This window comes from Catellatospora tritici (assembly GCF_019083965.1).
GTDB classification, from domain to species: domain Bacteria; phylum Actinomycetota; class Actinomycetes; order Mycobacteriales; family Micromonosporaceae; genus Catellatospora; species Catellatospora tritici.
Map to the genome: position 1 here is coordinate 15,428 of NZ_JAHRCY010000011.1, position 25,076 is coordinate 40,503.

General features: G+C 71.1%; 24 protein-coding genes. 12 read left to right on the forward strand and 12 right to left on the reverse strand.

Annotated elements, in window-relative coordinates:
- Positions 1–28: 28 nt before the first annotated feature.
- The 4 genes from KUA19_RS24230 (at position 29) to KUA19_RS24245 (ending at position 5,150) form a co-directional block, all read left to right on the forward strand.
- Positions 29–931: a hydroxymethylglutaryl-CoA lyase gene (locus tag KUA19_RS24230; protein WP_217399706.1), complete on the forward strand. Its 903-nt coding sequence runs from the start codon at positions 29–31 to the stop codon at positions 929–931.
- Positions 932–1,361: 430 nt separating this feature from the next.
- Complete coding sequence (locus KUA19_RS24235) at positions 1,362–2,210, forward strand: chaplin (RefSeq protein WP_217399321.1); 849 nt, start codon at positions 1,362–1,364, stop codon at positions 2,208–2,210.
- Between the two features lie 235 nt (positions 2,211–2,445).
- Entirely contained in the window at positions 2,446–3,966 is a 1,521-nt protein-coding gene (locus tag KUA19_RS24240) for an acyl-CoA carboxylase subunit beta (RefSeq protein WP_217399323.1), read from the forward strand.
- Positions 3,967–3,977: 11 nt separating this feature from the next.
- A complete protein-coding gene (locus KUA19_RS24245) occupies positions 3,978–5,150 on the forward strand; it encodes an acyl-CoA dehydrogenase family protein (RefSeq protein ID WP_217399325.1) in 1,173 nt (390 codons plus the stop codon).
- Positions 5,151–5,210: 60 nt separating this feature from the next.
- Here KUA19_RS24245 and KUA19_RS24250 read toward each other — a convergent pair whose 3' ends face one another.
- Positions 5,211–6,011 carry a hypothetical protein gene (locus KUA19_RS24250; RefSeq protein WP_217399327.1) on the reverse strand — a complete coding sequence of 267 codons (801 nt, stop codon included), beginning with the start codon at positions 6,009–6,011 and terminating at the stop codon, positions 5,211–5,213.
- A 230-nt stretch (positions 6,012–6,241) separates the two neighbouring features.
- Between KUA19_RS24250 and KUA19_RS24255 the strand changes: the two genes are divergently transcribed.
- Positions 6,242–8,701 carry an ATP-binding protein gene (locus KUA19_RS24255; protein ID WP_217399328.1) on the forward strand — a complete coding sequence of 820 codons (2,460 nt, stop codon included), beginning with the start codon at positions 6,242–6,244 and terminating at the stop codon, positions 8,699–8,701.
- Between the two features lie 321 nt (positions 8,702–9,022).
- Here KUA19_RS24255 and KUA19_RS24260 read toward each other — a convergent pair whose 3' ends face one another.
- On the reverse strand, positions 9,023–9,496 hold the full coding sequence (locus KUA19_RS24260) for a MarR family winged helix-turn-helix transcriptional regulator (RefSeq protein ID WP_254550043.1): 474 nt from the start codon (positions 9,494–9,496) through the stop codon (positions 9,023–9,025).
- A 189-nt stretch (positions 9,497–9,685) separates the two neighbouring features.
- Here KUA19_RS24260 and KUA19_RS24265 point away from each other — a divergent pair, with 189 nt between their 5' ends.
- Both KUA19_RS24265 and KUA19_RS24270 read left to right on the forward strand, forming a co-directional pair.
- Positions 9,686–11,155 (forward strand): glutamate-cysteine ligase family protein, encoded by a 1,470-nt coding sequence (locus tag KUA19_RS24265; protein WP_217399333.1) that lies wholly within the window; start codon positions 9,686–9,688, stop codon positions 11,153–11,155.
- Positions 11,156–11,239: 84 nt separating this feature from the next.
- On the forward strand, positions 11,240–12,502 hold the full coding sequence (locus KUA19_RS24270; RefSeq protein WP_217399335.1) for a CapA family protein: 1,263 nt from the start codon (positions 11,240–11,242) through the stop codon (positions 12,500–12,502).
- A gap of 20 nt (positions 12,503–12,522) precedes the next feature.
- On the opposite strand, the gene KUA19_RS24275 is transcribed toward KUA19_RS24270, so the two are convergent.
- A complete protein-coding gene (locus KUA19_RS24275; RefSeq protein WP_217399337.1) occupies positions 12,523–13,692 on the reverse strand; it encodes a hypothetical protein in 1,170 nt (389 codons plus the stop codon).
- Positions 13,693–13,786: 94 nt separating this feature from the next.
- On the opposite strand from KUA19_RS24275, the gene KUA19_RS24280 reads away from it, so the two are divergent.
- Both KUA19_RS24280 and KUA19_RS44035 read left to right on the forward strand, forming a co-directional pair.
- The gene (locus KUA19_RS24280; RefSeq protein WP_217399339.1) at positions 13,787–14,479 is read left to right on the forward strand and encodes a PASTA domain-containing protein; all 693 of its coding nucleotides are present in this window, start codon (positions 13,787–13,789) and stop codon (positions 14,477–14,479) included.
- Positions 14,480–14,542: 63 nt separating this feature from the next.
- Positions 14,543–15,289 (forward strand): PASTA domain-containing protein, encoded by a 747-nt coding sequence (locus KUA19_RS44035; RefSeq protein WP_217399342.1) that lies wholly within the window; start codon positions 14,543–14,545, stop codon positions 15,287–15,289.
- A gap of 3 nt (positions 15,290–15,292) precedes the next feature.
- On the opposite strand, the gene KUA19_RS24290 is transcribed toward KUA19_RS44035, so the two are convergent.
- Positions 15,293–15,622 carry a hypothetical protein gene (locus KUA19_RS24290; protein WP_217399344.1) on the reverse strand — a complete coding sequence of 110 codons (330 nt, stop codon included), beginning with the start codon at positions 15,620–15,622 and terminating at the stop codon, positions 15,293–15,295.
- Between the two features lie 338 nt (positions 15,623–15,960).
- Positions 15,961–16,275 (reverse strand): hypothetical protein, encoded by a 315-nt coding sequence (locus tag KUA19_RS43060; RefSeq protein ID WP_308167630.1) that lies wholly within the window; start codon positions 16,273–16,275, stop codon positions 15,961–15,963.
- A gap of 389 nt (positions 16,276–16,664) precedes the next feature.
- On the opposite strand from KUA19_RS43060, the gene KUA19_RS24300 reads away from it, so the two are divergent.
- Positions 16,665–17,546 (forward strand): helix-turn-helix domain-containing protein, encoded by an 882-nt coding sequence (locus KUA19_RS24300; RefSeq protein WP_217399346.1) that lies wholly within the window; start codon positions 16,665–16,667, stop codon positions 17,544–17,546.
- Entirely contained in the window at positions 17,516–17,734 is a 219-nt protein-coding gene (locus tag KUA19_RS24305) for a DUF397 domain-containing protein (protein ID WP_212829282.1), read from the forward strand. The genes KUA19_RS24300 and KUA19_RS24305 overlap by 31 nt, the downstream gene beginning before the upstream one ends.
- A 73-nt stretch (positions 17,735–17,807) precedes the next feature.
- On the opposite strand, the gene KUA19_RS24310 is transcribed toward KUA19_RS24305, so the two are convergent.
- Positions 17,808–18,581 carry a hypothetical protein gene (locus KUA19_RS24310; RefSeq protein ID WP_217399349.1) on the reverse strand — a complete coding sequence of 258 codons (774 nt, stop codon included), beginning with the start codon at positions 18,579–18,581 and terminating at the stop codon, positions 17,808–17,810.
- Between the two features lie 165 nt (positions 18,582–18,746).
- On the opposite strand from KUA19_RS24310, the gene KUA19_RS24315 reads away from it, so the two are divergent.
- Entirely contained in the window at positions 18,747–19,082 is a 336-nt protein-coding gene (locus KUA19_RS24315) for a hypothetical protein (RefSeq protein ID WP_217399756.1), read from the forward strand.
- 69 nt (positions 19,083–19,151) lie between these two features.
- Here the strand turns inward: KUA19_RS24315 and KUA19_RS24320 are convergent, their stop codons facing one another.
- The 6 genes from KUA19_RS24320 to KUA19_RS24345 all read right to left on the reverse strand — a co-directional run bounded on the left by KUA19_RS24320 (position 19,152) and on the right by KUA19_RS24345 (position 24,874).
- A complete protein-coding gene (locus KUA19_RS24320) occupies positions 19,152–19,970 on the reverse strand; it encodes a WecB/TagA/CpsF family glycosyltransferase (RefSeq protein WP_217399350.1) in 819 nt (272 codons plus the stop codon).
- A 7-nt stretch (positions 19,971–19,977) separates the two neighbouring features.
- On the reverse strand, positions 19,978–21,042 hold the full coding sequence (locus tag KUA19_RS24325) for an NAD-dependent epimerase/dehydratase family protein (protein WP_217399352.1): 1,065 nt from the start codon (positions 21,040–21,042) through the stop codon (positions 19,978–19,980).
- Positions 21,043–21,184: 142 nt separating this feature from the next.
- Positions 21,185–22,423 (reverse strand): beta propeller repeat protein, encoded by a 1,239-nt coding sequence (locus KUA19_RS24330; protein ID WP_217399354.1) that lies wholly within the window; start codon positions 22,421–22,423, stop codon positions 21,185–21,187.
- On the reverse strand, positions 22,404–22,940 hold the full coding sequence (locus tag KUA19_RS24335) for a sigma-70 family RNA polymerase sigma factor (protein ID WP_217399356.1): 537 nt from the start codon (positions 22,938–22,940) through the stop codon (positions 22,404–22,406). Before KUA19_RS24335 ends, KUA19_RS24330 begins: the two co-directional genes overlap by 20 nt.
- 84 nt (positions 22,941–23,024) lie before the next feature.
- Positions 23,025–24,221 (reverse strand): sensor histidine kinase, encoded by a 1,197-nt coding sequence (locus KUA19_RS24340; RefSeq protein ID WP_217399358.1) that lies wholly within the window; start codon positions 24,219–24,221, stop codon positions 23,025–23,027.
- A complete protein-coding gene (locus tag KUA19_RS24345; protein ID WP_217399360.1) occupies positions 24,218–24,874 on the reverse strand; it encodes a response regulator transcription factor in 657 nt (218 codons plus the stop codon). The genes KUA19_RS24340 and KUA19_RS24345 overlap by 4 nt, the downstream gene beginning before the upstream one ends.
- Positions 24,875–25,076 lie beyond the last annotated feature (202 nt).

A 25,076-nucleotide genomic window follows, 5' to 3' on the forward strand; every position in this document is an offset into this window, starting at 1 on the left:
GCGCTAAGGTGACGGCATGGGTGGTGTGCTGCCGAGCAAGGTGTCGATTCGTGAGGTCGGGCCGCGAGACGGGCTGCAGAACGAGGATCCGGTGCCGACCGCCGACAAGATTCGGCTGGTCGAGGCGCTGAGCGGCACCGGCGTGCGGCGGATCGAGGCCGTCTCGTACGTCCACCCCAAGGCGATCCCGCAGATGGCCGACGCCGACGAGGTGTGGGCGGGCATCGCCCGCGACCCCGGGGTGCGTTACAGCGCGCTCGTGCCCAACCTGCGCGGTGCCGAGCGGGCGCTGGCGGGCGGGTTCACCGAGGTCGAGGTGGTCGTGTCGGCCAGTGACACGCACAACCGCCGCAACATCAACCGGGCCACGGCCGAGTCGCTGGACGAGATCGCGCCGTTGATCGAGCGGCTGCACGCGGGCGGTGCCACCGCCGAGGTGATCATCGCGACGAGCTTCGGGTGCCCGTACGAGGGGGACGTCGATCCGGTGCGGGTGGCCGGGATCGTGGACCGGGTGGTCGCCGACGGGGCGGACCGGGTCGCGTTCGGGGACACCACCGGGATGGCGACGCCCCGCCGGGTGCGGGAGCTGCTCACGGCGGTGCGCGACCGCCAGCCCGACATCCCCGTGCTGCTGCACTTCCACAACACCCGCGGCACCGGCCTGGCCAACATCCTCACCGCGCTGGAACTGGGCATCACCGAGTACGACGCCAGCGTCGGCGGACTGGGCGGCTGCCCGTACGCGCCCGGCGCCTCCGGCAACGTGGCCACCGAGGAGGTCGTGCACATGCTGCACGACATGGGCGTCGACACCGGCATCGACCTTGACGCGATGATCGAGGCCGCCCGGCTGGCGGAGAAGATCGTGGGCCGCGAACTGCCCTCGGGCGTGCTCCGCGCCGGTCCGCGCTACCGCACCATCTCCTGACCTCGAACCGCGTCGCACCACCGGTGCGTCGCGGCCTGGATGGCGGGGTCAGCCGCGATGATCGCTATTGACGGTCAAAAGGTGGCCTTTAGCTGCATCTTTTGACCATTGATTCCGATCATCGGCCGGAATCCGATTCTCGGTAGTGTCATAAATCGGACAAAAGGGGCCGGAATAGGCGCTGGAATGCGGTCGGTGCGGCGGAGTGTGGGGCCAATTGAGCGTGTCCCGGGATGGGTCGGCTCGTTGACCGATGCGATGCCACAAATGCCCTATTTGTGCATGGCTGAAAGGCCGAAGTGGGCGCATGTCGACAGCCGAGGGTCCCATGCCTTCGGCGCGCTCCGTACAAGGGTCGCTACGCGAAGTAGCCGTGGCGTCACGTGGAACTCCCCCGTGGCAAAACAGACCGAAAGGCACTGCGACTCTCATGACTGGAAACTCGCTGGGCTCGTTGACCCGTAACTCGGTCAAGGTCGGCGTGCTCTCCGCCGGGATCCTGCTGATGGGCACCTCAGCCGCGCACGCGGCCGACAACTGGAACAGCTCGTTCAACAGCGGCATCGGTTCCGGCAACCAGATCAAGCTGCCCATCCAGGCCCCGATCAACATCTGCGGCATCGCCATCGGGATCCTCGGCGACGCGACCGCCAGCTGCACCGGCGGCGCCGAGGCGCAGTACCCGGCGGACGCGCTGGCCACCAACTGGAACAGCCAGGGCAACTCCGGCATCCTCAGCGGAAACCAGGTCTTCGTCCCGGTCCAGGCCCCGATCAACGCCTGCGGCGTGGGCGTCGGCGTGCTCGGCGACGCCTCGGCCTTCTGCCAGGGCGGCTCGTCGGCGGTGTTCGGTGACGGCGACGGGCAGGCGGGTGGCCAGCAGCAGGGGCACGACCCGTACGACAACAACCACGGCACGTACGGCAACCACAAGTGGAAGCACAAGTGGAACGCCAAGACCGAGAGCTCGCCGCTGGACAAGGTCACCGACCTGCTGTCGCTGGGCGGCCTGTTCGGCGGTGGCGCGCAGGCGACGCCGGCGGGCACCGACGCCGGGTTCGACCTGGACGCCAAGTCGGCGCTGCGCAAGCGCTACCAGCACCAGCAGCAGGGCAGCTGCGAGCTGAACTGGAACACCTCGTTCAACTCCGGCATCCTCAGCGGGAACCAGGTCTACGCCCCGATCCAGCTTCCGATCGACGTCTCCGGTGTCGCGGTCGGGGTGCTCGGCGACGCCTCCGCCAGCAGCGTCGGCGGCGCGAGCGCCGTCTACTGCTGACCCGCGCCCCGAACGCGTGAGGGCCGGCGCTCCGCGCCGGCCCTCACGCGTTTTATGTTGCCGGGCAATCGGGCGTATCGGCGGCTCGAAACCCACGATTGCCGGGCAACTTGGGCGATCTGGTGGGCGGGCAACTTGGGCGATCTTGGGGCGGGCGCACGCGCGCGGGTGGCCCGCGTCCCATACAGTGGTAGCCTAACGATCGTTTAGGTGCGGTCGTCGGGAGGGAAGCGCGATGAACGAGGAGCTGGACGGGCTGCGGGCCAGGGCGGCCGCCGGTGGTGCGGAGAAGTACCACCAGGCCAACGCGGTCAAGGGCAAGCTCTTCGCGCGCGAGCGCATCGCCCGGCTGGTCGACAAGGGCTCGTTCGTCGAGGACGGGATGTTCGCCAACGCGCTCGCGGGCGACCTGCCCGCCGACGGCGTGGTGACCGGCAACGCCACCATCGACGGGCGGCCGGTCTGCCTGATGGCCAACGACTCGACGGTGAAGGCGGGCAGCTGGGGCGCCCGTACCGTGGAGAAGATCATCAGGATCATCGAGCGGGCGTACGCGCAGGGCGTGCCGATGGTCTACCTCGTCGACTCCGCCGGCGCCCGCATCACCGACCAGGTCGACCTGTTCCCGGGTCGGCGGGGTGCCGGGCACATCTTCTACCAGCAGGTGAAGTCGTCGGGCAGCATCCCGCAGGTGTGCGCCCTGTTCGGGCCCAGTGCCGCCGGTGGTGCCTACATCCCCGCGTTCTGTGACGTGGTGGCCATGGTGGACGGCAACGCCTCGATGTACCTGGGCTCCGACCGCATGGTCGAGATGGTCACCGGCGAGAAGACCACGCTGGAGGCCATGGGCGGCGCGAAGGTGCACACCGAGCAGTCCGGCGTCGGCCACTTCCTGTGCAAGGACGAGGACGAGGCGCTGGGCGTGGTGCGGCGCTACCTGTCGTACCTGCCGTCGAACTGGACCCAGCAGCCACCCGCGCACGAGGCCGCGCCCGCGCCGCAGGCGGATCTCGCCGAGATCATCCCCGACAGCGAGCGCCGCGCGTTCGACATGCGCAAGCTGGTCAAGGGCCTGCTGGACAACGGCGAGTACTTTGAGATCCAGGCGCGCTGGGCCAAGGAGCTGACGGTCGGCTTCGGCCGCCTCGACGGCCAGGTGGTCGGCGTGGTCGCGAACAACTCGCTGCACAAGGGCGGGGTGCTGTTCGTCGACTCGGCCGACAAGGCGAGCCGGTTCGTGCAGTTGTGCGACGCGTTCAACGTTCCGCTGCTGTTCCTCACCGACGTGCCGGGCTTCATGGTCGGCAGTGCGGTGGAGCGGCAGGGCATCATCCGGCACGGCGCCAAGATGGTCTCCGCGATCAGCGAGGCGACCGTGCCCAAGATCTGCGTGGTGGTGCGCAAGGCGTACGGCGCGGGCCTCTACGCCATGGCGGGACCCGGCTTCATGCCCGAGGCGACGATCGCGTTGCCCACCGCCAAGATCGCAGTTATGGGAGCAGAGGCGGCGGTCAACGCCGTCTATGCCAACAAGATCGCGGCCATCGCGGACGAGGCCGAGCGCGAAGCGTTCGTCGCCGCCAAGCGGGCCGAGTACGAGACCGACATCGACCTGGTCCGGCTCGCCAGCGAGCTGGTCATCGACTCGATCGTGGAGCCCGACCGGCTGCGCGACGAACTCATCCAGCGGTACCGCGCCGCACACGGCAAGGACCGTCACTTCTCGCGCCGCCGACACGGCGTGACTCCGGTTTAAGAGAGGCCGAGATGACCGACTTCGGGCTGTCCGAGGAGCACCGGGAGCTGCGCGACACCGTGCGCCGCTTCGCGCAGGACAAGGTCGCGCCGGTGATCGGCGAGCTGTACGAGAAGCACGAGTTCCCGTACGACCTGGTCCGGCAGATGGGCGCGATGGGCCTGTTCGGCCTGCCGTTCCCCGCCTCCGTGCCGGGCGCCGACGGCGACCTGGAGATCGGCGGGATGGACGGCGACTACCTGGCCCTGTGCCTGGTGCTGGAGGAACTGGCCCGGGTCGACTCGTCGCTGGCGATCACGCTGGAGGCGGCGATCTCGCTCGGCGCCATGCCGATCTTCAAGTACGGCACCGACGAGCAGAAGCGCCGCTGGCTGCCGCCGCTGCTGAGCGGCGAGGCGCTGGCCGGATTCGGACTGACCGAGCCGGGCGCGGGCTCGGACGCGGGCGGTACGCGTACCACCGCGCGGCTGTCCGAGGACGGCTCGGAGTGGATCATCAACGGCACGAAGTCGTTCATCACCAACTCGGGCACGACCATGACCAGCCTGGTCACCGTCACCGCGCTGACCGGCCCGGACGAGATCTCCTCGATCATCGTTCCGTCGGGTACGCCGGGCTTCACGGTGGCGCCGGGCTACTCCAAGGTCGGCTGGTGTGCCTCGGACACCCACGAGCTGACCTTCGTCGACTGCCGGGTGCCGGTGGGCAACCTGCTCGGCAAGCGCGGCCGCGGCTTCGCGCAGTTCCTGCACATCCTGGACGAGGGCCGGATCGCGATCGCGGCGCTGGCCACCGGCCTGGCGCAGGGGTGCGTGGACGAGTCGGTGAAGTACGCGACGCAGCGCGAGGCGTTCGGCCACACGATCGGGTCGTACCAGGCGATCCAGTTCATGATCGCGGACATGGAGACGCGCGCCCACACGGCGCGGCTGGCCTGGCGCGACGCCGCGCACCGGCTGATCGCGGGGGAGCCGTTCAAGCGGCAGGCCGCCATCGCCAAGCTGCACGCCAGCACGGTCGCGGTCGACAACGCCCGCGCGGGCACCCAGATCCACGGCGGGTACGGCTTCATGAACGAGTTCCCGGTGTCCCGGATGTGGCGCGACAGCAAGATCCTGGAGATCGGCGAGGGCACCTCCGAGGTCCAGCGCATGATCATCGCCCGCGACCTCGGCCTCGCCTGACAGACGTAAGGAAGGGCACCTTCTTATCGCAATACGTGGTGGAAGGTGCCCTTCTTAACTTCAGCGCAGGTGGCGGGCGGCGTCGGCGAAGATGCCCTCCAGGTACTTCGTCCTGGTGGGGTAGCCCTCCCAGCCGAGGTCGAAGACGACCGAGACGAGGTCGCCCTTGCGGACCACCGAGATCAGGAACGTCGCTTTGGTCGGCGTCCCGCTTTCCAGCGGGCCGCCGGTCACCCGGATCATCCGCAGCCGCAGCGAGTCGTCACCGACCTTCGGCGCGTCGACGACCTGGTAGTCGAAGGTGGAGTGGCCGCGGGGATACGGACCGCACTCCGCCAGCGCGGCCCGCAGCTCCTTCAGGTAGTCGGCCGCGCCGGTGCCGGAGTAGCGGGTGATGGTCTGCGCCACGGTCGAGGTGTCGACGGCGACCGGGTCCGGATCGGCGTCGAAGTGGAACCTGAAGCCCCGCCGGTCGGCGATCAGGTCGTTGCTGTGGTGGGTGGCTTCGAGGCACGGGCGGGGCAGCAGGATCGGGTCGTAGCTCGGCTCTCCTGGCGCGGGCGGCGGCGGGTTGAAGCAGATCGCCTGCTCCGGGTCAGGGGTACGGGCGAACAGCGCGAGGCCGAGCGTGCCCGGGTACCGGTCCTGGCAGCCCGACGCCGGGCTCTCGGCCGGGCTGGGCGATGGTGCGGCGGACGGCTGCGCGGACGGTGTACGCATCGCCGTCGAGGGCACGGTGCTCGGCGTGGGCGTGGCAGGCGTCGCGGAGCACGCCGTCACGGCGCCCGCCGCGATCACCGCGCCCACGACGGTCAGCAACACGGTGCGCAGGCGCTGGTCGGATGTGGATGGTGGCCTCATGGCATCTCCTGTCCCGGCCCGCCGCGCGGCGCGGTTCGGGCCTCCCCGTGATCGGACGATGACCGAGTGCGACCCGGTCCTCGATGAGGACGGCTGGGGCGGCCGATCGGTTGCAGGTTCGCGGTGGCGGCTTCCGTACAGTCAGGACAGTGGTGAGCAGCAGCACAGGTGGTGCGGAAAGTAGACGTGGGACTCCCACGTTCGGGTTCCAGTGCGTAGTCTTTGCGGCCATGACCCCAGGTCAACCCGGCGCGGCCGAACCGGTCGGCGCCGCGGCCGCCGAGCCCGACGCCGCCGACGCCGCAGCGACGTTCGGAGTGCTGCTGCGCGCGCACCGGCACGCGGCCCGGCTGACCCAGTCGGAGCTCGCCGCCCGGTCGGGGCTGGGCGTGCGTACGGTACGGGACCTGGAGCACGGCCGGGCGGCGCGGCCGCAGCGGACCACCATCGAGCTGCTCGCCACCGCGCTCGGCCTGACCGGCCGGGCCGTCACCGACTTCTACGCCGCCGCCCGCGGGCACCTGCCGCAGCTGCCCGCCCCGGGCCGCCCCGGCGGGTACGCACTGCCCACGCCGCCCGAGCTGTTCGGCCGGGAGGAGGAGGTCGCGACGCTGCTGGCGCACCTCGGCGCGCAGCCGGGGCTCACCACCCTGGTCGGCCTGGCCGGGGTCGGCAAGAGCGCGCTGGCGCTGACGGCCGCGCACACGGCGCAGCCCCAGTTCGCCGGGGGTGCGGTGGCGATAAGTATCGCGGCCGGGGACACCGCGGCCGACATTCGCGAGGTGCTGTGCGCCGTGCTCGACGTGGCGCGCCCGGCGGACCTGCCGGCTCGGCTGCGCGAGCCGGTGCTGCTGATGATGGACGCCGCCGACCACTCGCCGGAGGCGTTCGCCGAGGTGCTGGCAGAAGTGCTGGCGACCGCCCCGACGCTGCGCGTGCTGGCGTCCGCGCGGGCCCCGCTGGGGCTGCCGGGCGAGCGGGTGTGGCCGGTGGGGCCGCTCGCGCTGCCGCCCGCGGGCATCGGCACGCTCGCCGAGGCGGAGCAGCATCCGGCCAGCGCCCTGTTCCTGGCGCGCTGGCGGCAGGTGCGGCGCCCGTCGGCCGACGTCGAGGTGAGCGCGCTGGTCGCGCTGGTACGCCGACTCGGCGGTCTGCCGCTGGCGATCGAGCTCGCCGCCGCGCGCGGCCGGGTGCTGGACCCAGCCGAGATGCTGGCCCGCTACGGCCATCGCCTGCTGGAGCTGGGCGGGGCCGACGACCTGGTCACGCTGCGGGATGTGGTCACCGCCAGCTACCGGCTGCTGGAGCCGCTGCAGCGGATGGCGCTGCGCAGCCTGTCCGTCTTCGGCTACCGCTGGTCCATCGAGCTGGCCGAGGAGCTGATCGGCCAGCGCGTCGACGTGGTCCCGGCGCTGGAGCGGCTGGTGGACCTGGGCCTGGTGCAGGTGCGCGGCTCGGGCGCACTGCGGTTCGTGCTGCTGGACGTGGTGCGCGAGTTCGCCGCGGAGCAGGCCGCGGCGGCGGGGGAGACGGCGCAGATCCGCGACCGTCATGCCCAGGTGTTCGCCGACTTCGCCGATCGCAACGCCCCGGCCATGGCGGGAGCGACGCTGGCCGCCGCGGTGGCCCGCTTCGACGACGTCGCCAGCGACCTGTGGACCGCGCTGGTGTACGCCGCCGAGCATGATCCGGTGACCGCGCTGCGGCTGGCTGCGAAGCTGCCGCGCTGGTGGCGCTTCCGGGGCCGCGATCAGCAGGGGCGGCAGTGGCTGCGACGGCTGCTGGACGACCCGCGAACCGCCGACGCCGATCCGCAGCTGCGCGCCTGGGCCGACCTCGGCGTGATGCAGTTGGCGGCCGAGCATGGCGCGGGCCAGGCCGAGCTGCCGCGGGCCGAGCAGGCACTGGCGAGCTTCGTGCTGGTCGGTGACATCGCCGGTGAGCTGGCCGCGCGGGGAGTGCTGCAGGCCGTGCAGCAGGCCATCGGGGCGTACGACGAGGCGCGCCGGCACGGCGAGGCGACCCTGGCGCTGGCCACCCGCACCGGCCGGGTCCGCGACATGGCCATCGCCCAGAACAACCTCATCTGGCACGATCTGCGCAACGCCGATCTGGCCGCGGCCCAGCGGCGGCTGGCGGCGGTCGAGCGCCTGGCGGCACGGGCGGGCGAGCACGAGTTGCGGGCGCTGGCCCGGGCCAATCTCGCCGAGGTGCTGCGGCTGGAGGGCCGGTTCGAGGAGTCGGTGCGGGCGGGGCTGCAGGCGGTGGAGATGCTTGCCGAGGCGGGTGATCCGAGCATCCACCGGCGCCGGGTGCTGGGCGTGGTCGGGCTGTCGTACGCGTTGGGCGGGCGGCTGCCCGAGGCGGAGAAGGTGCTGGCCGAGATCCGGGTGCAGCTCTGCGGGCCGCCACTGACCGAATCGGACAGTGCGGAGCCGGGCGAGGACTGGCACTGCGCGATGATCGAGGCGACCCTGGCCGAACAGCGGGGCCACCGTGCGCTGGCCGCCTCCTGGTACGCGGCGGCCGCGCGCCGCGAGGGCGGCCCGGACCTGCGTGACGTGGCGGAGGCGCTGGTGGGGCTGGTGCGCACCGGCACCGATCAGGAAGAGGCCCTGTCGCGGCTGTGGCGGTTGTGTGAGAGTTCGGGCATCGTGCTCACCGAGTGGCAGCGCGCGCAGATCGGCTGACCGGTAATCCGGCTCGGCGCGCACCGCGTTCGGCGGTGCTGCGCCCGGCGCGGGCGGCCCCCCGACGGTCGGTGCCTAAGCAACCCGCGACACCTCGGTGCCGCACCCCCCGCCGTCTCCGCCCGCGCCGAATCAGCCCCCGTGATCGGAGCCGGCTGAGCCGCTCCTCCCACAGGGCCATGACGCTAGCAACAGGCACCAGCCGTTATGCCCGTTTCAGTGTTCTTCACGTGCTGCCCCGGCCATTTCTGCCGCCCCTTCTGCCGCACTGCGGCAGTCGTGCGGCAGATCGTCCTGGCGGGACATCTTGCCGAGGTTCGTTCAGCGTCGCGCCGGGGCCGTCGACGGGCGCCGGGGCGCCCGCATCTCGATGGCCGGTGCGGCGTCGGGCCGGACCGCGTCGCGTACCACGCGCAGTCCGGCGACCAGGCCCTGCAGCTGGCGCTGCGTCAGTGGGCCGATGAGCCATTCGTCGAGGATCTCCAGGTGGCCGGGGACGGTCTCGGCCAGGCGGGTCAGCCCCTGCGCCGTGAGCACGGCGAAGGAGCTGCGGCGGTCGGTGTCGCACGGCACGCGGGCGACCAGGCCCTCGCGCTCCAGCCGGTCGACCATGCGGGTAACCCCGCTGGTGCTCATGGCCGTGTGTCGGGATAGGTCGGTCATGCGCAACTGCCGTCCCGGCGCGCGCGCGAGTCGGAGCAGCACCTCGAACTCGATCGCGGCCAGGCCGTGCGCCGCGAAGTGCTCGGCGCAGAGGCTGTTGAGGCTGGTGTAGGCCTCCGTGAGGAGGCGCATTGTGGTGAGCCTCGAATCATCGAGGAGTTCCATTTCAGTATCGTATCGGGCGGGATGGCACATATGTTGCCCTTCGTGTCCCGAGGAATGGGATGTTGACGCGTCCGAACGGGACGACCGCCCGATCCTGTTGTCGCACAAGGCAAGTACTCTGAGAGTTCGCGTGCTTACCGTGCGTCGGGAGGGCTGATGGGCCAGGAAGTATCGCAGGAGAGCTTCACCCGGCCGGAGCGAGAACGCTACCGCCAGAAGGTGCGGCGCTGCCTCGACGTGTTCGCCATGATGCTCAACGACTTCACCTTCGACTCCGACTACCCGATGACCGGACTGGAGATCGAGCTCAACCTGGTCGACCCGGAGCACCGGCCGACCATGTGCAACGACAAGGTGCTGGCCGACCTGCGAGATCCCTACTTCCAGCTCGAACTCGGCCGGTTCAACCTCGAACTCAACGTGCCGCCGCGCCTCATCGCCGGTGACGGCCTGGCCCAGTACGAGGCGCAGATCGGCGCCAGCCTGCGCGACGCCGGCACGCACGCCCACAGCCACGACGCTTCGGTGCTGACGATCGGGATCCTGCCGACGCTGACCACCGAGCACACCGTCGCCAACAACCTCTCCACCAGCGGGCGCTACCGCGTCCTCAACGAGGAGATCCTGGCCGCCCGGGGCGAGCAGATCGGGCTGGACATCCGTGGCGTGGAACGGCTCAAGGTGCACACCGACTCGATCGCGCCCGAGGCGGCCTGCACCAGCCTGCAGTTCCACCTGCAGGTCTCGCCGGCCGACTTCGCGGCGTACTGGAACGCCTCGCAGGTGATCTCTGCCCTGCAGGTCGCGGTCGGCGCCAACTCGCCGTTCCTGTTCGGACACCAACTCTGGGACGAGACCCGGATCGCGCTGTTCGAGCAGGCCACCGACACCCGCCCGGACGAGCTGAAAGCCCAGGGGGTACGCCCACGGGTCTGGTTCGGCGAGCGCTGGGTCACCTCGATCTTCGACCTGTTCGAGGAGAACGTCCGCTACTTCCCACCGCTGCTGCCGATCATGGACGACGAGGACCCGCTCGAGGTCGTACGCGAGGGTGGGGTGCCCAAGCTCGCGGAACTGCGGCTGCACAACGGCACCATCTACCGCTGGAACCGCCCCGTCTACGACATCATGGCCGGGCGCCCACATCTGCGGGTCGAGAACCGGGTGCTGCCCGCCGGTCCGACCGTGGTCGACATGCTGGCCAACGCGGCCTTCTACTACGGTCTCGTGCGCTCCTTCGCCGAGGACGACCGTCCACTCTGGACGCAGCTGCCGTTCAGTGTGGCGCAGGACAACTTCCATGCCGCCGCCCGCCGAGGCATCGCGGCCCCGGCCTGGTGGCCGCGCCGTGGCGAGATCCGGATCACCGACCTGGTGCTGGAGCTGCTGCCCCGCGCGGCCGCCGGACTGGACCAGTACGGCGTCGATCCGGCCGAGCGCGACCGACTGCTCGGCATCATCGAGCAGCGCTGCCTGCTCGGGCGCAACGGTGCCACCTGGCAGATCCAGACCGTGCGCGCGCTGCAGGGCGAGGGCCTGAACCGGCCCGAGGCCCTGCGCCGCATGGTCGGGCGATACGCCGAACTCCAGCAGAGCAACGAACCGGTGCACACCTGGCCGATCTGATGGCTGAACAGCGGATGGCGGGGTGGTCCGGCGTCATCGAACGTGATGAGTCACCCGGTGCCTCGCGGCGAGCCGGGACGAGCCATGTTCGGGAGGGATGCGCTCGTGGTCGACGGGGACGGGATCAATCAGGTGCTGCGGGTGCGCGCCTCGCGTCTGGGCGGCGTGCTGGTCGGGGTGCTGGTGCTCGCGCTGAACACCTGCGGCGGTCCCACCGGTGTTCCGGCACCCGGGCCGTCGAGCATCGCCGCGCCCGCCCCACCGCCGCCGTCCGTGCTGCCCACCCGGAACGTGCCACTGCCCGAACCGGCGCCCGCCCCGTCGCCCACGCCGAGTTTCACCCCGCGCGGCTTCACCGTCGTCGGCTCGGGCGACGTGCTGCTGCACAACGGTCTGTGGGCCCAGGCGCAGCGTGACAGCCGCGGCGGCGGATACGACTTCCGGCCCATCCTGGCCGGGGTGAAGCCGGTCATCTCGGCGGCCGACCTGGCGATCTGCCATCTGGAGACACCGCTGGGCAACCCGGGCGGCCCGTTCACCGGATACCCGATCTTCAAGGTGCCGCCGCAGATCGTCCCCGCGCTGCGCGACACCGGCTACGACGCGTGCTCCACCGCCTCCAACCACTCGATCGACGGTGGCGAGGCGGGCGTGCGCCGCACGCTCGACGCGCTCGACAAGGCAGGGATCGCCCATGCCGGGATGGCCCGCAGCCAGGCGGAGCAGGACACCCCGACCATCGTGACGGTGCGGGGCGTACGGGTCGGGCTGCTGTCGTACAGCTTCGGGTTCAACGGGCTGCGGCGGCCAAAGGGCAAGGAATGGCTGGTCAACCTGCTGGAACCGGACCGGGTGCGGGCGGCGGCCAGGCGGGCGCGGCAGGCCGGCGCCGAGGTCGTCATCGTCTCCATCCACTGGGGGACCGAGTACGAGCACAACCCGAACAGCCAGCAGCGCGATGTCGCCAAGCGGCTGCTGAACGACGGGTCCATCGACCTGATCCTGGGCCACCACGCGCACGTGGTGCAGCCGTTCGAGCGGATCGGGGAGCGGTGGGTGGCCTACGGCATGGGTAACCACATCTCGTACCAGGGGTTCTCCGACGACACCCGGGACGGGGTGATCAGCCGCTTCACCTTCACCGAGGTCGGGGCGGGGCGATTCCGGATCACGAAGGCGGAGGCGTTGCCGACCTACATGCGGCTCAACGACGGACCGGCGCGGGTGCTGCTGGTGTCGGCCTGTCCGGCCCGGTTGGCAGGGGCGTGCCGGGCCAGCGGCGACCGGTCGACACGGGTGCTCCGCTCCCGTGGCGCCAACCCGGACCTGCTCACCATCCTGCGCTGACGGCCCGGGTCCGCCGCGGGTTACTTCTTGGGCTTGCGACGGGTGGGGCTCGGCGACCCGGTGGCGGCGTCAGCGCTGGTGGCGGCCGACGGAGTCGGGATCGCGGTGGTCTGCTCCGCGGCGTCGGTGCTGCCGTCGGACACGGCCGTTCCGCTGGGCGCCGAGGTGTCCTTCTCGGCGGCGGTGGCGGAGACGGTGGAGACGGCGGCGGCCGGGACGGCGGCGGCCGGGGCGAGCGGCGGGTTGGTCGGCGTACCGAGCGGACGGGGCTTGGCGCGGCCCTGGGCCGGAACCACGGGCTTCGGGCGCCGGGGCCACCCGACGACGATGGCGAGCACCGCCCCCACGAGGCCGGTGACCACTGAGTACGGCGCGATCAGGTGGGCCGACAGCTGTTCCGGGGCGACCCCGTCCAGGGTCGGCGCGGCGAGCAGGTAGGCGGCGGCCACCAGGGCGGGGCCGGCGGCGCCCGACAGCACGATTCCGGCCTGGGCGTCCCGGCGACGCACCGCGGGCCAGGCGGCGAGCAGTCCGATGAGCAGGGTCGACACGGCGGCGATGACGGCACCGGGCAGATACAGGCTGCGGAACCAGGGACCGTCGGCGGTCACCGGCCATACGCCCAGCTGGGAGACGCCGGGATCGCGGCCCGCGGCGAGGCTGTCGACGGCGGCGGTCACCGCCAGCAGCCAGAGCCAGGCGCCGGTGGCGAACAGGTTGGCGGCGATGGCGCGAGCGGACAGGGCGGCGATGGCGAGCAGCAGGCCGAGCAGCACCCCGGCCACGGCGTACCCGCCGACGAGCAGGTGCGGGGCGAAAGTGTCGGCCCGGTGGGCGCCGCGCGCCGGGATGGCGGTCAGCGCCACCACGAGCAGGCCGCCGAGTGAGGCGGAGATCGCGAGTGCGACTCGCCACAGCACCCGGACGACTGTCGACGTTTGGACACTCGGCCCGGACAGCCGGTCGGCCACGACGGCGCCGAGCACCACCGAGAAGGCGGAAATCCATACCGTCCAGGCAAGACTCGCCAGCCACGCGGCCTGCCCCGCATCGGGCAACGCGGGCAGCCAGGAGAAGACGCCCAGCCCATACCCGATGCCCAGCTGCGCTGCTCCGGCGCTTGCGGAGACACCAGCGGCGGCGACGATCGCGCCCCATCCCGAGCGCGTGCCCTGGCCGTATAACGACATGATGCCGAGGGTATAGCAACGCGAGGCGGCTTCGTGTGAACGGTTTACTCTCGTTGCGGCGTCCGAGGCAGGCGTCGCGACAGAGGAGAGCATGATGACCGATCCGTGGCAGACGGTGGTCGACCAGCCGCAGCAGCGTCGCCGCGGGTTGAGCCCTGGCGCGATCGCCGCCGTGGCGACCGGCACTGTCGTGATGGCCGTGGCGGGCCTGGCGATCGGCTGGTTCGCCGCCGGTGACGCCGGTACGCCGCAGGCGAACGGCAGTGCATCCCCGACCGCCGCGGTCGAGTCCATCGCACCGACTGCGTCCCCGTCCGCACTGCCCTCGCCGTCGGTGGCGGTGAGCCCGTCCTACAGCGGCGCCACGATCCCCAATGTCGAGGGAATCGACTTCCGCGATGCGTACAAGCAGCTGCGCGCCCTCGGGCTCACCGTGAACGTGCGCTTCGACGAGCCGGGCGAGACGGCGAACGGCAACGTGGTGAGGACCGAGCCTGGGGTCGGGACGCCGCTGAAGAAGGGCACCGCCATCAAGGTGTTCGTGGCCGGGCCGGTCTTCAAGCTGACCATGCCGGACGTCTCGGGCGGCTCGTGCGAGCACGCCAAGGATGTGCTGCTGGACAGCGGTCTGCAGGTCGAGAAGTACATCGGGAACAAGCAGGACCCGTTCAAGGAGGCGTCGATCACCCCCGGATCGGAAGTGTCCTGGGGCGACCGGATCACGCTGACCTGCGAGAAGCCGGTCGAGACGTCGCCGGAGCCGTCACCGGCCGCTCCGGCGGCCTGAACCCGGCGCGCCCGGTACATCCGATAACAGTGAATTGTCTGATCGACATGGTAGGACGGCAGCATGTCTGAGGCGCAGCAGCACGACGACGGCGACGAGGCCGAGAACGGCACCACGCCGAAGGGGCCGGAGCCGGGCGACGAGCCCACCACGGTGCTGCCCGCCGGGGCGGTGCCGCCGGGCGACGCCGACCGGACCGAGGTCATCAGCTCGTCCGACGTGCCGCCGATGGATCGCACCTCGGTGCTGCCGCCCGCGGAGGACGTGTGGACCGGTCGGGCCGGCGTGCGCCCGCCGCGGCCGGTCCAGGAGGACACCCTCCCGCCCGAGTACAGCCCCACTGAGCGCAGCTGGCTGGGCCCGGTGCTGATCGGCGTGGTCGGGGTGCTGCTGTTGGCGGTCATGGGCGTCGCGATCTGGTTCGCGCTGCGCGAGGAGACGCCGACGCCGCTGCCGAGCGAGTCGCCGACATCGGCGCCGAGCCCGGTCGCGCCCTCCAGCGCGGCGCCGAGCCCGTCACCCTCCCCGTCGGTGACCACCGGCCCGGCCGCGGTGCCGGAGAACCTGGTCGGCATGACGCAGGAGCAGGCGATCGCGGCCCTCGAAGCGGTCGGCCTGAACCCGGACGTGGATCTGCGCCAGACCGACGAGGTCGCGCCGGGCACGGTCGTGGCGACCGAGCCGGAGCCGGGCACACTGCTGGCGCCCGGCTCGACCGTGAAGATCATCGTGGCGGTGCCGATGCCGAGCCCGTCGCCGGAGCCCAGCCCGTCGCTGTCACCCTCCCCGGAGCAGAGTCCGAACGGCTGACGTTCACCACTGCCGTCGGCGGTACGACACGATCACGATGCCGCCGACGGCCAGGCCGATGCCGATCATCCCGGTGGAGATGAGCGATCGCGCCATCAGCTCAGGCGGCAGGTTGTGCCTGGTGTTCATCGCGGCAGGCGCCGATGCCTGCTCGTGTTCCGGCGTCTGGGCGACATACTGCGCCGCCGGTCGCGCCTCGCCGGATCCGGCCGTGGCCTGGACCGGCGTGAACAGCGCCGCCGCCAGAGCCGCGCCGCACAGCGCGGCCAGCCGGTGTCGATGTGGAACGGTCGCTCTGGCGCTGGTGCCAGTCGCGATCCTTCGGTTGTCCATGGCGCCGTCTCCCGGGTGAGCGGGTGCCGTGCCACGCGAGGGTCGACGATAGTGGCTCGTCACGGCCGTCTGCCGCAACCGGGCGCGGACCGCCGTCGAGGCTCGGTCGTCATCCGTGGCGAACGCCGAGGACGACGGGGACTGAGGTCGCGGAGCCCGTGTCTGAGTCGCAGCGCAGCCGGCCAGGCGAGTCGCTACCGTCATTCACTAGGGTTATTCGATCGTAATCCGGTCGGTGCCGACACGAGTGGAAATCGTGAGTCTTCCTCGGAGTGGTCGGTGAACGCGAACGCGCCCCGGCACCGGTGAACCGGTGGGGGCGCGAGGAACGCGTCGGGTCAGTGCGCGGCCGCGACCGCCGGGCGGCCGTGCAGGGTGGGCCGGGAGTTGTGTCCGGCTGGGCGCTGCACCGCGGCGACGTTGCGCGGACGGGTGACACCGTCGGGGACCAAGCGCAGGCCCGCGCGCTGCACGAAGATGGAGCGGCGCTCGACCGCGTCGCCGGCGGCGTTGAGCTGGTAGCCGTCCAACCACACCCAGCCGTCGTACGTCGGCCAGTCGTGCACGCGGATCACGCGGAACATCATCGGGCGCTGAAACTGCACGCTGGCTTCTCGGGTCACATGGAGGATGTCGCCGGCCTGGGGAGTCACCATGTCTCCTGCTCGTCGTCGGACAGGGCCGTGTACACAACACGGATTCGGTTGTCGCTCGTTGAACGCTCAGAGAGAAGGCACTGTCGACCGAGCGTGATCACGGAATCGGCAAGATCGGACTTTCCAGTGCCATAACAGACACTGTGCCCCAAGACTTTGCCTAATGCAAGTTGCAAGATGCGTATGCGCTCCGGAGCCGTTCGTCTGGTATGTGACTGGCTGACGAGAATGCCGCGTGGGCGTACTGTGTCGCACTGTCTGTGCGTTCGGCTGCTTGAAGATTCCCCGATCGTCGGAGCAAACTCGCAACACGACAGACAATCGATCTGCCGGCGGGGGTGGCTTCGTGTGTCGGGCCCTCGCCGACTACGTCGCGGAGGTGCGCCGTGACAGTCCGACAGAGCCCCACCGTGCGTCGCAGACGGCTAGGCGCCGAACTGCGTCGCAGGCGAGAGCACGCCGGAATCACGCTTGAGTACGTGGCTGACAAGCTCGAATGCTCCCAATCGAAGATCTCCCGGATCGAGACCGGGCACAACTCGGTCACCTCTCGGGATGTGCGCGACATGCTCACCCTCTACGGTGCGCCGCCCGAAGACGTCGACGAGCTGGTGGAGATCGCCAAGCAGGCCCGCCAGAAGGGCTGGTGGCATCCGTACACCAACGTCCTCGTCGGCGCGTATGTCGGCCTGGAGGCGGCTGCCAGCGAGATCTGCGCCTACGAGCAGCAGGTGGTGCCTGGGCTGCTCCAGTCGGCCGAGTATGCCGAGGCGATGCTCCGGGCCGCCTGTCCGGATTGGTCGAACGATCAGGTGATGCAACGGGTGCGTGTCCGATTGAAGCGTGGCTCGTTGCTCACCCAGGACGATCCGATCAGGTTCTCGGCGGTGCTCGATGAGTCGGTACTAAGCCGTCCGGTGGGCGGCGACACGGTCATGCGGCGACAGTTGCGACTACTCGCCGAAGCGGCGTCAAAGCCGAACGTGACCCTTCAAGTGCTGCCCTTCGAGCGCGGTGCACATGCCGGCATGGACGGAACTTTTACCATCCTGGAATTCGCTGAAGCGGGTGACTCCGCCGTGGTTTACGCGGAGAATGCCACCGGCGGGCTCTTCCTGGAGAAGTCCGACGACTTGGAGAAGTACCTTCTGATCTTCGAACACCTTCGGGGGGCAGCCCTGAGCCCTTCGGAGTCCGCCGCGCTGATCGCACAACTGGCGGAGGAGCCACTATGGAAATCGAGACCAAGGGGTTTCGAGTCGATCTGAGCCAAGCACAGTGGTACAAGAGCACTCGAAGTGGACCGAACTGCGACAACTGCGTGGAAGTCGCGTTCGTAGGTGGCGCCATCGCTCTCCGTGACTCCAAGAACCCGACCGGCCCGGCGCTGATCTTCACGCCCGCCGAGTGGGACGCTTTCGTCGAGGGGGCCAAGGACGGCGAGTTCGACCTCTGAGTCGATCGCCGAAACCGCACCTCAGTCCGTATCGGTGCCCTTCCGTCGGTTCGGCGGGAGGGCACCGGTCGGTTCAGAGTGGCACTCGGTTGAGCGCGGCGCGGCGGCGCTCCACCATCGTCCGGCGGGCCTGCTGCAGCCACTCGCGGCGGGTGCCCGGTGCGGGCGGGAAGTCCAGGCCGAACTTGAACCAGGCCGGCGGCTGCGGCATCCGGGCGTACGCGTCGATCAGGTCGTCGAGGATGCGGGTCAGTTCCTCGCGCGCGTTGCGCCCGGCCGAGAGCGTGTCGTGGTGGGTGCGCAGGTAGTCGGCCCGTCGGGCGGCCACCGTACGCAGCCTGGTGCGCATCTCCTCGAACCGGCCGCGCTGGATCGCCGCCAGTACCGCCGCGGCGCGGTCGTCGCGCAGGTGCCGGGCCAGCGCGGTGCGGTGCCCCGGGCGCAGCCACGAGGAGGGGCGGGCCAGGGCGGTCACGGTCGCCTGGATGCGCAGGGCGACCTTGTGCTCCGCCTCGTACGCCTCCTGGTATCGCTGCTCGACGAGCGCGACCTGAGCCGGGTCCGGACCCGCCGGGGCCGCGGCCGCCACCCGCTCGGCCTCGTCCACCAGCCGCCACAGCCACCGCTCGTCGTCGTCGACCAGTTCCAGCGCATCCTGGACCGGGAGGTCGTCGAACGGCTCGCGTGCCGCCGGGACCAGCGGCTGGCCGGACGGGAACGTGGCTCGGGCGCCCTGGCCGCAGTGGGCACAGGGCGGTAGCTCGCGGACCAGCCGCGAGATCTCTCCGATGAGCTGTGCCGGCGTCACCTGCGACGGCAGTGGTGTGGACGCCGGATCAGCGGCCATGGTGGTTCCCCCGCACGTGTTGGACAACTAGCAGACCCTGCGCATAGTGACGCAGGTGTTACGGGCGGTAACGGTTGCGGGTTGACCGTGGCCTGCCCTCCGCTGGGCTCGTTGTATCAGACAGAACCCCCTGACACCCCGCCAACTCGCCGGAGCGGTAGGAAGATGACGATCCCCGAGCACGTGCCCAGCCACAACGCCATCAACGGCGGCCGCGAGCGGTTGCTGCGCGAGCCCGAGCGCCCCCAGTTGCCGGGCGACACCATGCTCGAACCCGCGACCTCGTCCATACCGTCGCTGAGCCTGGAGGGCTTCGGTGACCCGTCGTTCCCCACGCCGAACTGGCTGGACATGTCGACCGAGTCGATGGTGGACCACCCGCTGCTGCGTGGCCTGTTGATGGAGCTGCCGCCGCGCGGCTCGCACCCGTCCCCCGAATGGCTGAGCCGCTGGTTCGACGCGACCCGCGCCGTCCTGGACCTGGTCTACAACCGCCGCTGAGCAACTCTGGGCGTTGAAAAGGGCACCTTCTTCTACGCAAAGCGATAAGAAGGTGCCCTTCCTTACTTCTCAGACGGCGAAGGAGTTGGGGGCTTCGGCGGCGGGTTGGGGCGGGGTGGCGCGCCACAGCCGCACCTTCTGTGCCCCGAGCCGGGCCAGGTACTTGGGGTTGAGGATCAGGTACCGGCGCCACAGCCGCTTGGGCTCCAGACCCAGGCGCCACAGCCACTCCAGGGCGTACTTCTGCATCCAGGCCGGCGGCTTGCGCAGGCCGCCCGCGTGGTAGTCGAAGGCGGCGCCCACCGCCAGCAGCGGCATGTCCAGGTACGGCCGCATCGCGTAGGTGAACTTCTCCTGCCGCGGGCAGCCCAGTCCGACCAGCACGATCCGCGCGCCCGACGCGGCGATGCGGGCCGCGATCTGCGGCGCCTCGCCCGGCTCCACGCCGCGGAACTTCGACGGCTCGGAGCCGGCGATCTTCAGAGCGGGGTACTTGGCGATCAGGGCCGGGATCAGGCGGTCGAGCACCGGCTGGGTGGAGCCGTAGAGGTACACCGGCAGGCCCTGTTCGGCGGCGCGGCCCAGCACACGCAGGGTCAGCTCCGGGCCGTACACCCGGTCGCGCAGGCCCGCGCCGTGCAGCACGTTCAGGGCCCAGCGCACCGGCTGGCCGTCCGGGGTGATCAGGTCGAAGCTGTTGAGCTGCGCGCCGAGCGTACGGTCGGCCACGCCCTCCATCACGCCGTGCACGGCCAGGGCCGTCACCGCGAAGGGGCGGCCCTCGGTCGCCGCGCGGATGATCCGCTCGGTGGCGTCGGCGTAGTCGGTGGCGTCGACCAGGACGCCGAGCACGTTGCGCTTGCTGTCGCGGTTCACCGTCGTGGTCATCGGGGCCCTACACCCACTTGTCCGCGTTGGCCTCGTAGATCTCGCGCAGGATGGCGGGGACGTCGTAGGTCATCCGCCAGTCCGGGTAGTGGGCCTGGAACTTGGCCATGTCGCTGACGTACCACTGGTGGTCGCCGATGCGGTTCTGCTCGACGTAGTTCACGCTGGCCTGCTTGCCGGTGATCTGCTCGGCGATCGCGAACGCCTCCAGGTGGGAGGTGTTGGAGAAGCGGCCGCCGCCCAGGTTGTAGACCTCGCCGGCGCGCGGGTTGCGGTAGAACGCCTCGAACGCGGTCAGCACGTCGTGGGAGTGGATGGCGTCGCGCACCATCTTGCCCTTGTAGCCGTACAGGTTGTAGGTGCGGCCCTCCATGACGCAGCGCATCAGGTACGCCAGGAAGCCGTGCAGCTCGGCGGCCGAGTGGGCCGGGCCGGTCAGCGTGCCGCCGCGGAAGGAGGCGGTCCGCAGGCCGAAGTAGCGGCCGTACTCCTGCACCGCCACGTCCGCGGCGACCTTGGAGACGCCGAAGATCGAGTGCAGGCTGTTGTCGATCGTCATGTCTTCGGTGATGCCGTTGGCGAACTGGTGGCCCGGGTCGATCTCGTACCGGGTCTCCTGCTCGACCAGCGGCAGCCGGTTCGGGGTGTCGCCGTAGACCTTGTTCGTCGAGCAGAAGATGAACGCCGCGTCGGGGGCGTGCTGGCGGGTGTACTCCAGCACGTTGAGGGTGCCGCCCGCGTTGACGTCGAAGTCGGTGAACGGCTCCTTGGCGGCCCAGTCGTGGCTGGGCTGCGCGGCCGTGTGGATCACGAGCGAGATGTCCTTGCCGTACCGCTCGAAGATCTTGGAGAGCACGTCGCGGTCGCGGATGTCGACGTCGTAGTGCGTGTACCCGTCGCCGAGCTTGCTGGTCAGGTTGACCAGGCTCCACGCGGTCGAGCCGTCCTCGCCGAAGAAGTACTTGCGCATGTCGTTGTCGATGCCGACCACGTGCATGCCCAGGCCGGCGAAGTGACGGGCCGCCTCGGAACCGATCAGGCCGGCCGAGCCGGTCACCAGCGCAACGCTCACCACATACTCCCTGTCACCATCGACGGACGCGACCAGCCGAGAGCTTACCTGGCCTGCTGGCCGAAACGGGGAGCGCGTAGGGAGAGAGCGCCCACCTTCACGCAGCGTGACGAGCGTGCTGCGTGAAGGTGGGCGCGCGGCGTCAGTACAGCTTGATCCACTCGCGGGCGGGCCCGGCGCCGGGGCTCAGCCACAGCTCGGAGCCGTACGCGAACAGCGTCCCGTCCGGCAGCTGGTCGATGTCCGTGAAACCCGGCAGGCCCGGCACCTCGGTGAGCACGCCGCGCTCGGTCAGGTACCAGGTGCGCCGGGTGTCGCTCAGGACCAGGCCGCCCCGCGCGCCCAGGGAGCGCACCAGGCGCGGATCCTGCCCGTCAAGGCCGAGGTAGACGCGGCGCCAGTCGCCGTTCTCCAGGTGGAGGACCAGGCCGGCGTCGGCGACCAGCCAGACGTCGTGGCCGTCGGGGGAGAGCACCAGGTCGGGCAGGCTCCCGGCCACCGTGCTGTACACCTCGGGCAGCCACTGCCAGGACCGGGCGCCGTCCTCGCTGACCTGGACCCGGATCCTGCCGCCGGGGGCCGTCTGCGAGACCACCCAGAGCCTGCCGTCGCCGCCCCGGTGCACGATGGGCGCCCCCGTCGTGGGGCCGCGCAGCTCGGGCTGCACCGGGACCGAGCCCGACCCGAGCCGCACCAGCTCCATCGTGGCGCAGTTCAGGTCGGTGGTCTTTTCGTCGAAGCCGGTCGCCCCCGGGCATCGCACCGCGTAGCCTTCCCGGCCGGCGCGCCGGGACTGCGCCAGCTGCGCCTGTGGCGGCGGCTGGTTCGGCGGGTACGACGCGAAGTGCGCCCCGCCGTCGGTGGTGAGCAGGAAGCCCTCGCCGCTCACCTGTAGGACCATCGTCTGCCCGTCCAGTGGGTACATGCCGATCGCCTTGCCGGCCAGGTCGGGGGTGGCCGCCCGCCGCCAGGTGCGGCCGCCGTCGCCGGTGACGGCGAGCGCCACCGGGCAGGGCAGGTGGCCCTCGCAGCGGTCCACCATGGCCCAGCCGTGCTCGGCGTCGGTGAAGACGACCCCGGGCGCGGAACTGCTCTCGAACCCGGGCACCCGGACCGGCCGGGTGGGGTGGGCCGGTGACGGCGTCACGACGGTGGCCGGGGTCGGGCCGAGCGCCGGTGCCCTACCGCCCCCGCCCGACACCCCCGCCAGCAGGACAGGAGTGGCGACCGCCAGCAGAGCAAGCGCCCCGAGGCCGCCGCGGCGGGTGCGGCGCCGGCGGCGTACCGCGTGATCGACCAGCTCCAGCCCGGCGGGCCGGAAGGCGCCCGCGCACGCGGTCTCGAACTCGGCGAACGTCTCCTCAACGAGCGGCTCGGACACGGCTGTTCTCCTCTCGGGGGTCGGTGAGCGAGACGGCGAGCGCGGCGCGGCCCCGCGACAGCCACGACCGCACCGTGCCCTCGGCGACGCCCTCCTGCTCGGCGATCTCGGCGGTGGTCAGGTGGCCGAGGTGGTGCAGCACGACCGCGCGGCGCTGGCGCGCCGGTAGCGTGGCGAGCGCGCGGACCAGGGCGACCCGGTCGGGTCCGGGGCCGGGCGAGTGCTCCTCGCGCTGGCGGGACAGGTAGCGAAGGGCGGTCAGCCGACGGCGCAGTCGGCTGGTGGCGAGGTTCCAGGCGACCCGGCGCACCCAGGCGGCGGGGTCGTCGTACGCGCTGATCCGCCGCCATCGGTCCAGCGCGCGGCAGAACGCCTCCTGGGTGAGGTCCTGCGCCTCGGCGTGGTCGCCGAGGTACGCGTAGAGCTGTGTCGCCAGGCGCTGGAAGTGGCTGCGGTAGAGATCCGCGAACGCCGGGTCGCCGCGTGGGGCGGCGGGTGGTGGCGCGGGTGGTGGCATGTTCTGCTCCCCGATGGTCGGCCGCCGGGGTGGCGGTTCCCACTGACACGCCCCGCCGTCGGGGGATGTTGCAGCCGTCTTCGGTCAGCCCGGGGGGAGGGCTACGGTCACGGTGAGGCCGCCGCCTTCGCGCGGCACGGCCACCACCTCGCCGCCGTGCGCCCGGGTGATCGCGGCCACGATGGACAGGCCCAGCCCCGCACCCTGCCCGGTCACCCGGTCGCGGCCGAGCCGCCGGAACGGCTCGAAGATCACCGGAATCTCGTACCGGGGCACCACCGGTCCGGTGTTGGCCACGGTCAGCTCCCGGCGGCCGTCGGGCAGCGTACGGCTGGCCACCCGCACCCAGCCACCGGCCGCGTTGTGCCGGATCCCGTTGTCGACCAGGTTCTGGACCAGCCGCTCCAGCAGCACGGGGTCGCCGTCCAGCTCGGCCTCGGCCGCTTCGGCCCGCACCTGCACCTCGGCGGCGGCCGCCTCCGCGGCGGACTGGGCCACCACGTGCTCGACCACATCGGCAAGGTCGACGGTCGACCGGTCGGCCAGCTCGTTCTCGGAGCGGGCGAGCAGCAGCAGCCCGTTGATCAGGCGCTCGTGCCGCAGGTTGATCTCCAGCAGGGTTTCACCGAGCCGTTTCACGTCGTCACTGGCGGTGCGCCGGTGCATGGCCAGCTCGACCAGCGACCGGTTCAGCGTCAGCGGCGTACGCAGCTCGTGTGAGGCGTTGGCGACGAACCGGCGCTGCCCGTCGAAGGCCTGGTCGAGTCGGGCCAGCATGGCGTCGAAGGTGTCGGCCAGCTCGCGCAGTTCGTCCCGGGGGCCGGTCAGCGAGATGCGTTCGTGCAGGCCACGGTCGGCGGCGGGGGCGGCGCCGATGCGGCGGGCGGTCTCGGTGATGCGGTGCAGCGGCGCCAGCAGCCGCCCGGAGATCAGCCAGCCCATGGCGACCGAGAACGCGCCCACCACGGCCAGCGCCACCGCGCCCTGGGTCAGCAGCGAGGCCCGGGTGGCGTTGCGCAGGTCGTCGGCCTGGGTGCTGAGGTACAGCATGGTGTCCGGGCTGCCCTGGATCAGCAGCCGCTGCTCCTTGCGGCCGACGATGCCGCTGGCGGCCTTGCCCGGATCGGGCAGGTCGAACGAGAACGGCTGCAGCAGCTTCTGGTCCAGCAGGAAGTAGGTGACGGCCAGCAGCGCCAGCCCGGCGACCAGGAACAGCACGCCGTACGAGAGGGTGAGCCGGGCCCGGATGGTCAGCCGGCCGGGAGCCAAGATCTTGATCATGGAATCTGGTACCCCACTCCGGCGACGGTGTGCACGACGGCAGGTTCGCCCAGCTTGCGGCGCAGTTTGAGGATGGCCAGCCGGACCGCCGAGGTGAACGGGTCGGCGTGCTCGTCCCACACCTTCTCCAGCAGCACCTCCGCCGAGACCACGGCCCCGTCGGCGCGCAGCAGTTCGGCCAGCACCCCGAACTCCTTGCGCGACAGCGGCACGTACCGGCCGTCGCGGAAGACCTCGCGCCGGGCCGGGTCGAGCCGGATGCCCGCCCGCTGCAGGGTGGGCGCGGCGGCCGTCCGGCTGCGGCGGCCCAGCGCGTGCACCCGCGCCGCCAGCTCCGGGAAGGCGAACGGCTTGGACAGGTAGTCGTCGGCGCCCAGCGACAGCCCGGCGACCCGGTCGCCGATCTCGGTGGCGGCCGTCAGCATCAGCACCCGCGCGGTCGACTGCGAGCCGATCAGCACCCGGCACACGTCGTCGCCGTGCACCCGGGGCAGATCCCGGTCGAGCAGGACCACGTCGTAGTCGTTGACCGCGATCCGCTGCAGCGCGGCGTCCCCGTCGTACGCCACGTCGACGGCGTGCGCGTCGTCACGCAGCCATTCGGCGATGGCGTCGGCGAGCAGCGCCTCGTCTTCGACCACGAGCACCCGCATGTCCGGTATCCCTCCCTTGCCGGCGTACCCGGCCCGCCAATAGTTACCCAACGTGATGTTTCTTCGGCGTTAGCCCTGGTGGAAACGGTGGCGAAACGGCGGGGGGCGAAGAGTCCGAGCCGTGCCGCGGCGCTGTGCCCGCGGCCGCCGCGACGGCGTACACCGCGATTTCCCGGTTGTCGCCGCCACCTGCACCCAGCAG

What these genes read in the sequence shown, in the direction of transcription:
- KUA19_RS24235 (WP_217399321.1), top strand. Translation starts at nt 1,362, where the DNA reads ATGACTGGAAACTCGCTGGGCTCGTTGACCCGTAACTCGGTCAAGGTC.
- KUA19_RS24240 (WP_217399323.1), top strand. Translation starts at nt 2,446, where the DNA reads ATGAACGAGGAGCTGGACGGGCTGCGGGCCAGGGCGGCCGCCGGTGGT.
- KUA19_RS24245 (WP_217399325.1), top strand. Translation starts at nt 3,978, where the DNA reads ATGACCGACTTCGGGCTGTCCGAGGAGCACCGGGAGCTGCGCGACACC.
- KUA19_RS24250 (WP_217399327.1), bottom strand. Translation starts at nt 6,011, where the DNA reads ATGAGGCCACCATCCACATCCGACCAGCGCCTGCGCACCGTGTTGCTG.
- KUA19_RS24255 (WP_217399328.1), top strand. Translation starts at nt 6,242, where the DNA reads ATGACCCCAGGTCAACCCGGCGCGGCCGAACCGGTCGGCGCCGCGGCC.
- KUA19_RS24260 (WP_254550043.1), bottom strand. Translation starts at nt 9,496, where the DNA reads ATGCGCCTCCTCACGGAGGCCTACACCAGCCTCAACAGCCTCTGCGCC.
- KUA19_RS24265 (WP_217399333.1), top strand. Translation starts at nt 9,686, where the DNA reads ATGGGCCAGGAAGTATCGCAGGAGAGCTTCACCCGGCCGGAGCGAGAA.
- KUA19_RS24270 (WP_217399335.1), top strand. Translation starts at nt 11,240, where the DNA reads ATGTTCGGGAGGGATGCGCTCGTGGTCGACGGGGACGGGATCAATCAG.
- KUA19_RS24275 (WP_217399337.1), bottom strand. Translation starts at nt 13,692, where the DNA reads ATGTCGTTATACGGCCAGGGCACGCGCTCGGGATGGGGCGCGATCGTC.
- KUA19_RS24280 (WP_217399339.1), top strand. Translation starts at nt 13,787, where the DNA reads ATGACCGATCCGTGGCAGACGGTGGTCGACCAGCCGCAGCAGCGTCGC.
- KUA19_RS44035 (WP_217399342.1), top strand. Translation starts at nt 14,543, where the DNA reads ATGTCTGAGGCGCAGCAGCACGACGACGGCGACGAGGCCGAGAACGGC.
- KUA19_RS24290 (WP_217399344.1), bottom strand. Translation starts at nt 15,622, where the DNA reads ATGGACAACCGAAGGATCGCGACTGGCACCAGCGCCAGAGCGACCGTT.
- KUA19_RS24310 (WP_217399349.1), bottom strand. Translation starts at nt 18,581, where the DNA reads ATGGCCGCTGATCCGGCGTCCACACCACTGCCGTCGCAGGTGACGCCG.
- KUA19_RS24315 (WP_217399756.1), top strand. Translation starts at nt 18,747, where the DNA reads ATGACGATCCCCGAGCACGTGCCCAGCCACAACGCCATCAACGGCGGC.
- KUA19_RS24320 (WP_217399350.1), bottom strand. Translation starts at nt 19,970, where the DNA reads ATGACCACGACGGTGAACCGCGACAGCAAGCGCAACGTGCTCGGCGTC.
- KUA19_RS24335 (WP_217399356.1), bottom strand. Translation starts at nt 22,940, where the DNA reads ATGCCACCACCCGCGCCACCACCCGCCGCCCCACGCGGCGACCCGGCG.
- KUA19_RS24340 (WP_217399358.1), bottom strand. Translation starts at nt 24,221, where the DNA reads ATGATCAAGATCTTGGCTCCCGGCCGGCTGACCATCCGGGCCCGGCTC.
- KUA19_RS24345 (WP_217399360.1), bottom strand. Translation starts at nt 24,874, where the DNA reads ATGCGGGTGCTCGTGGTCGAAGACGAGGCGCTGCTCGCCGACGCCATC.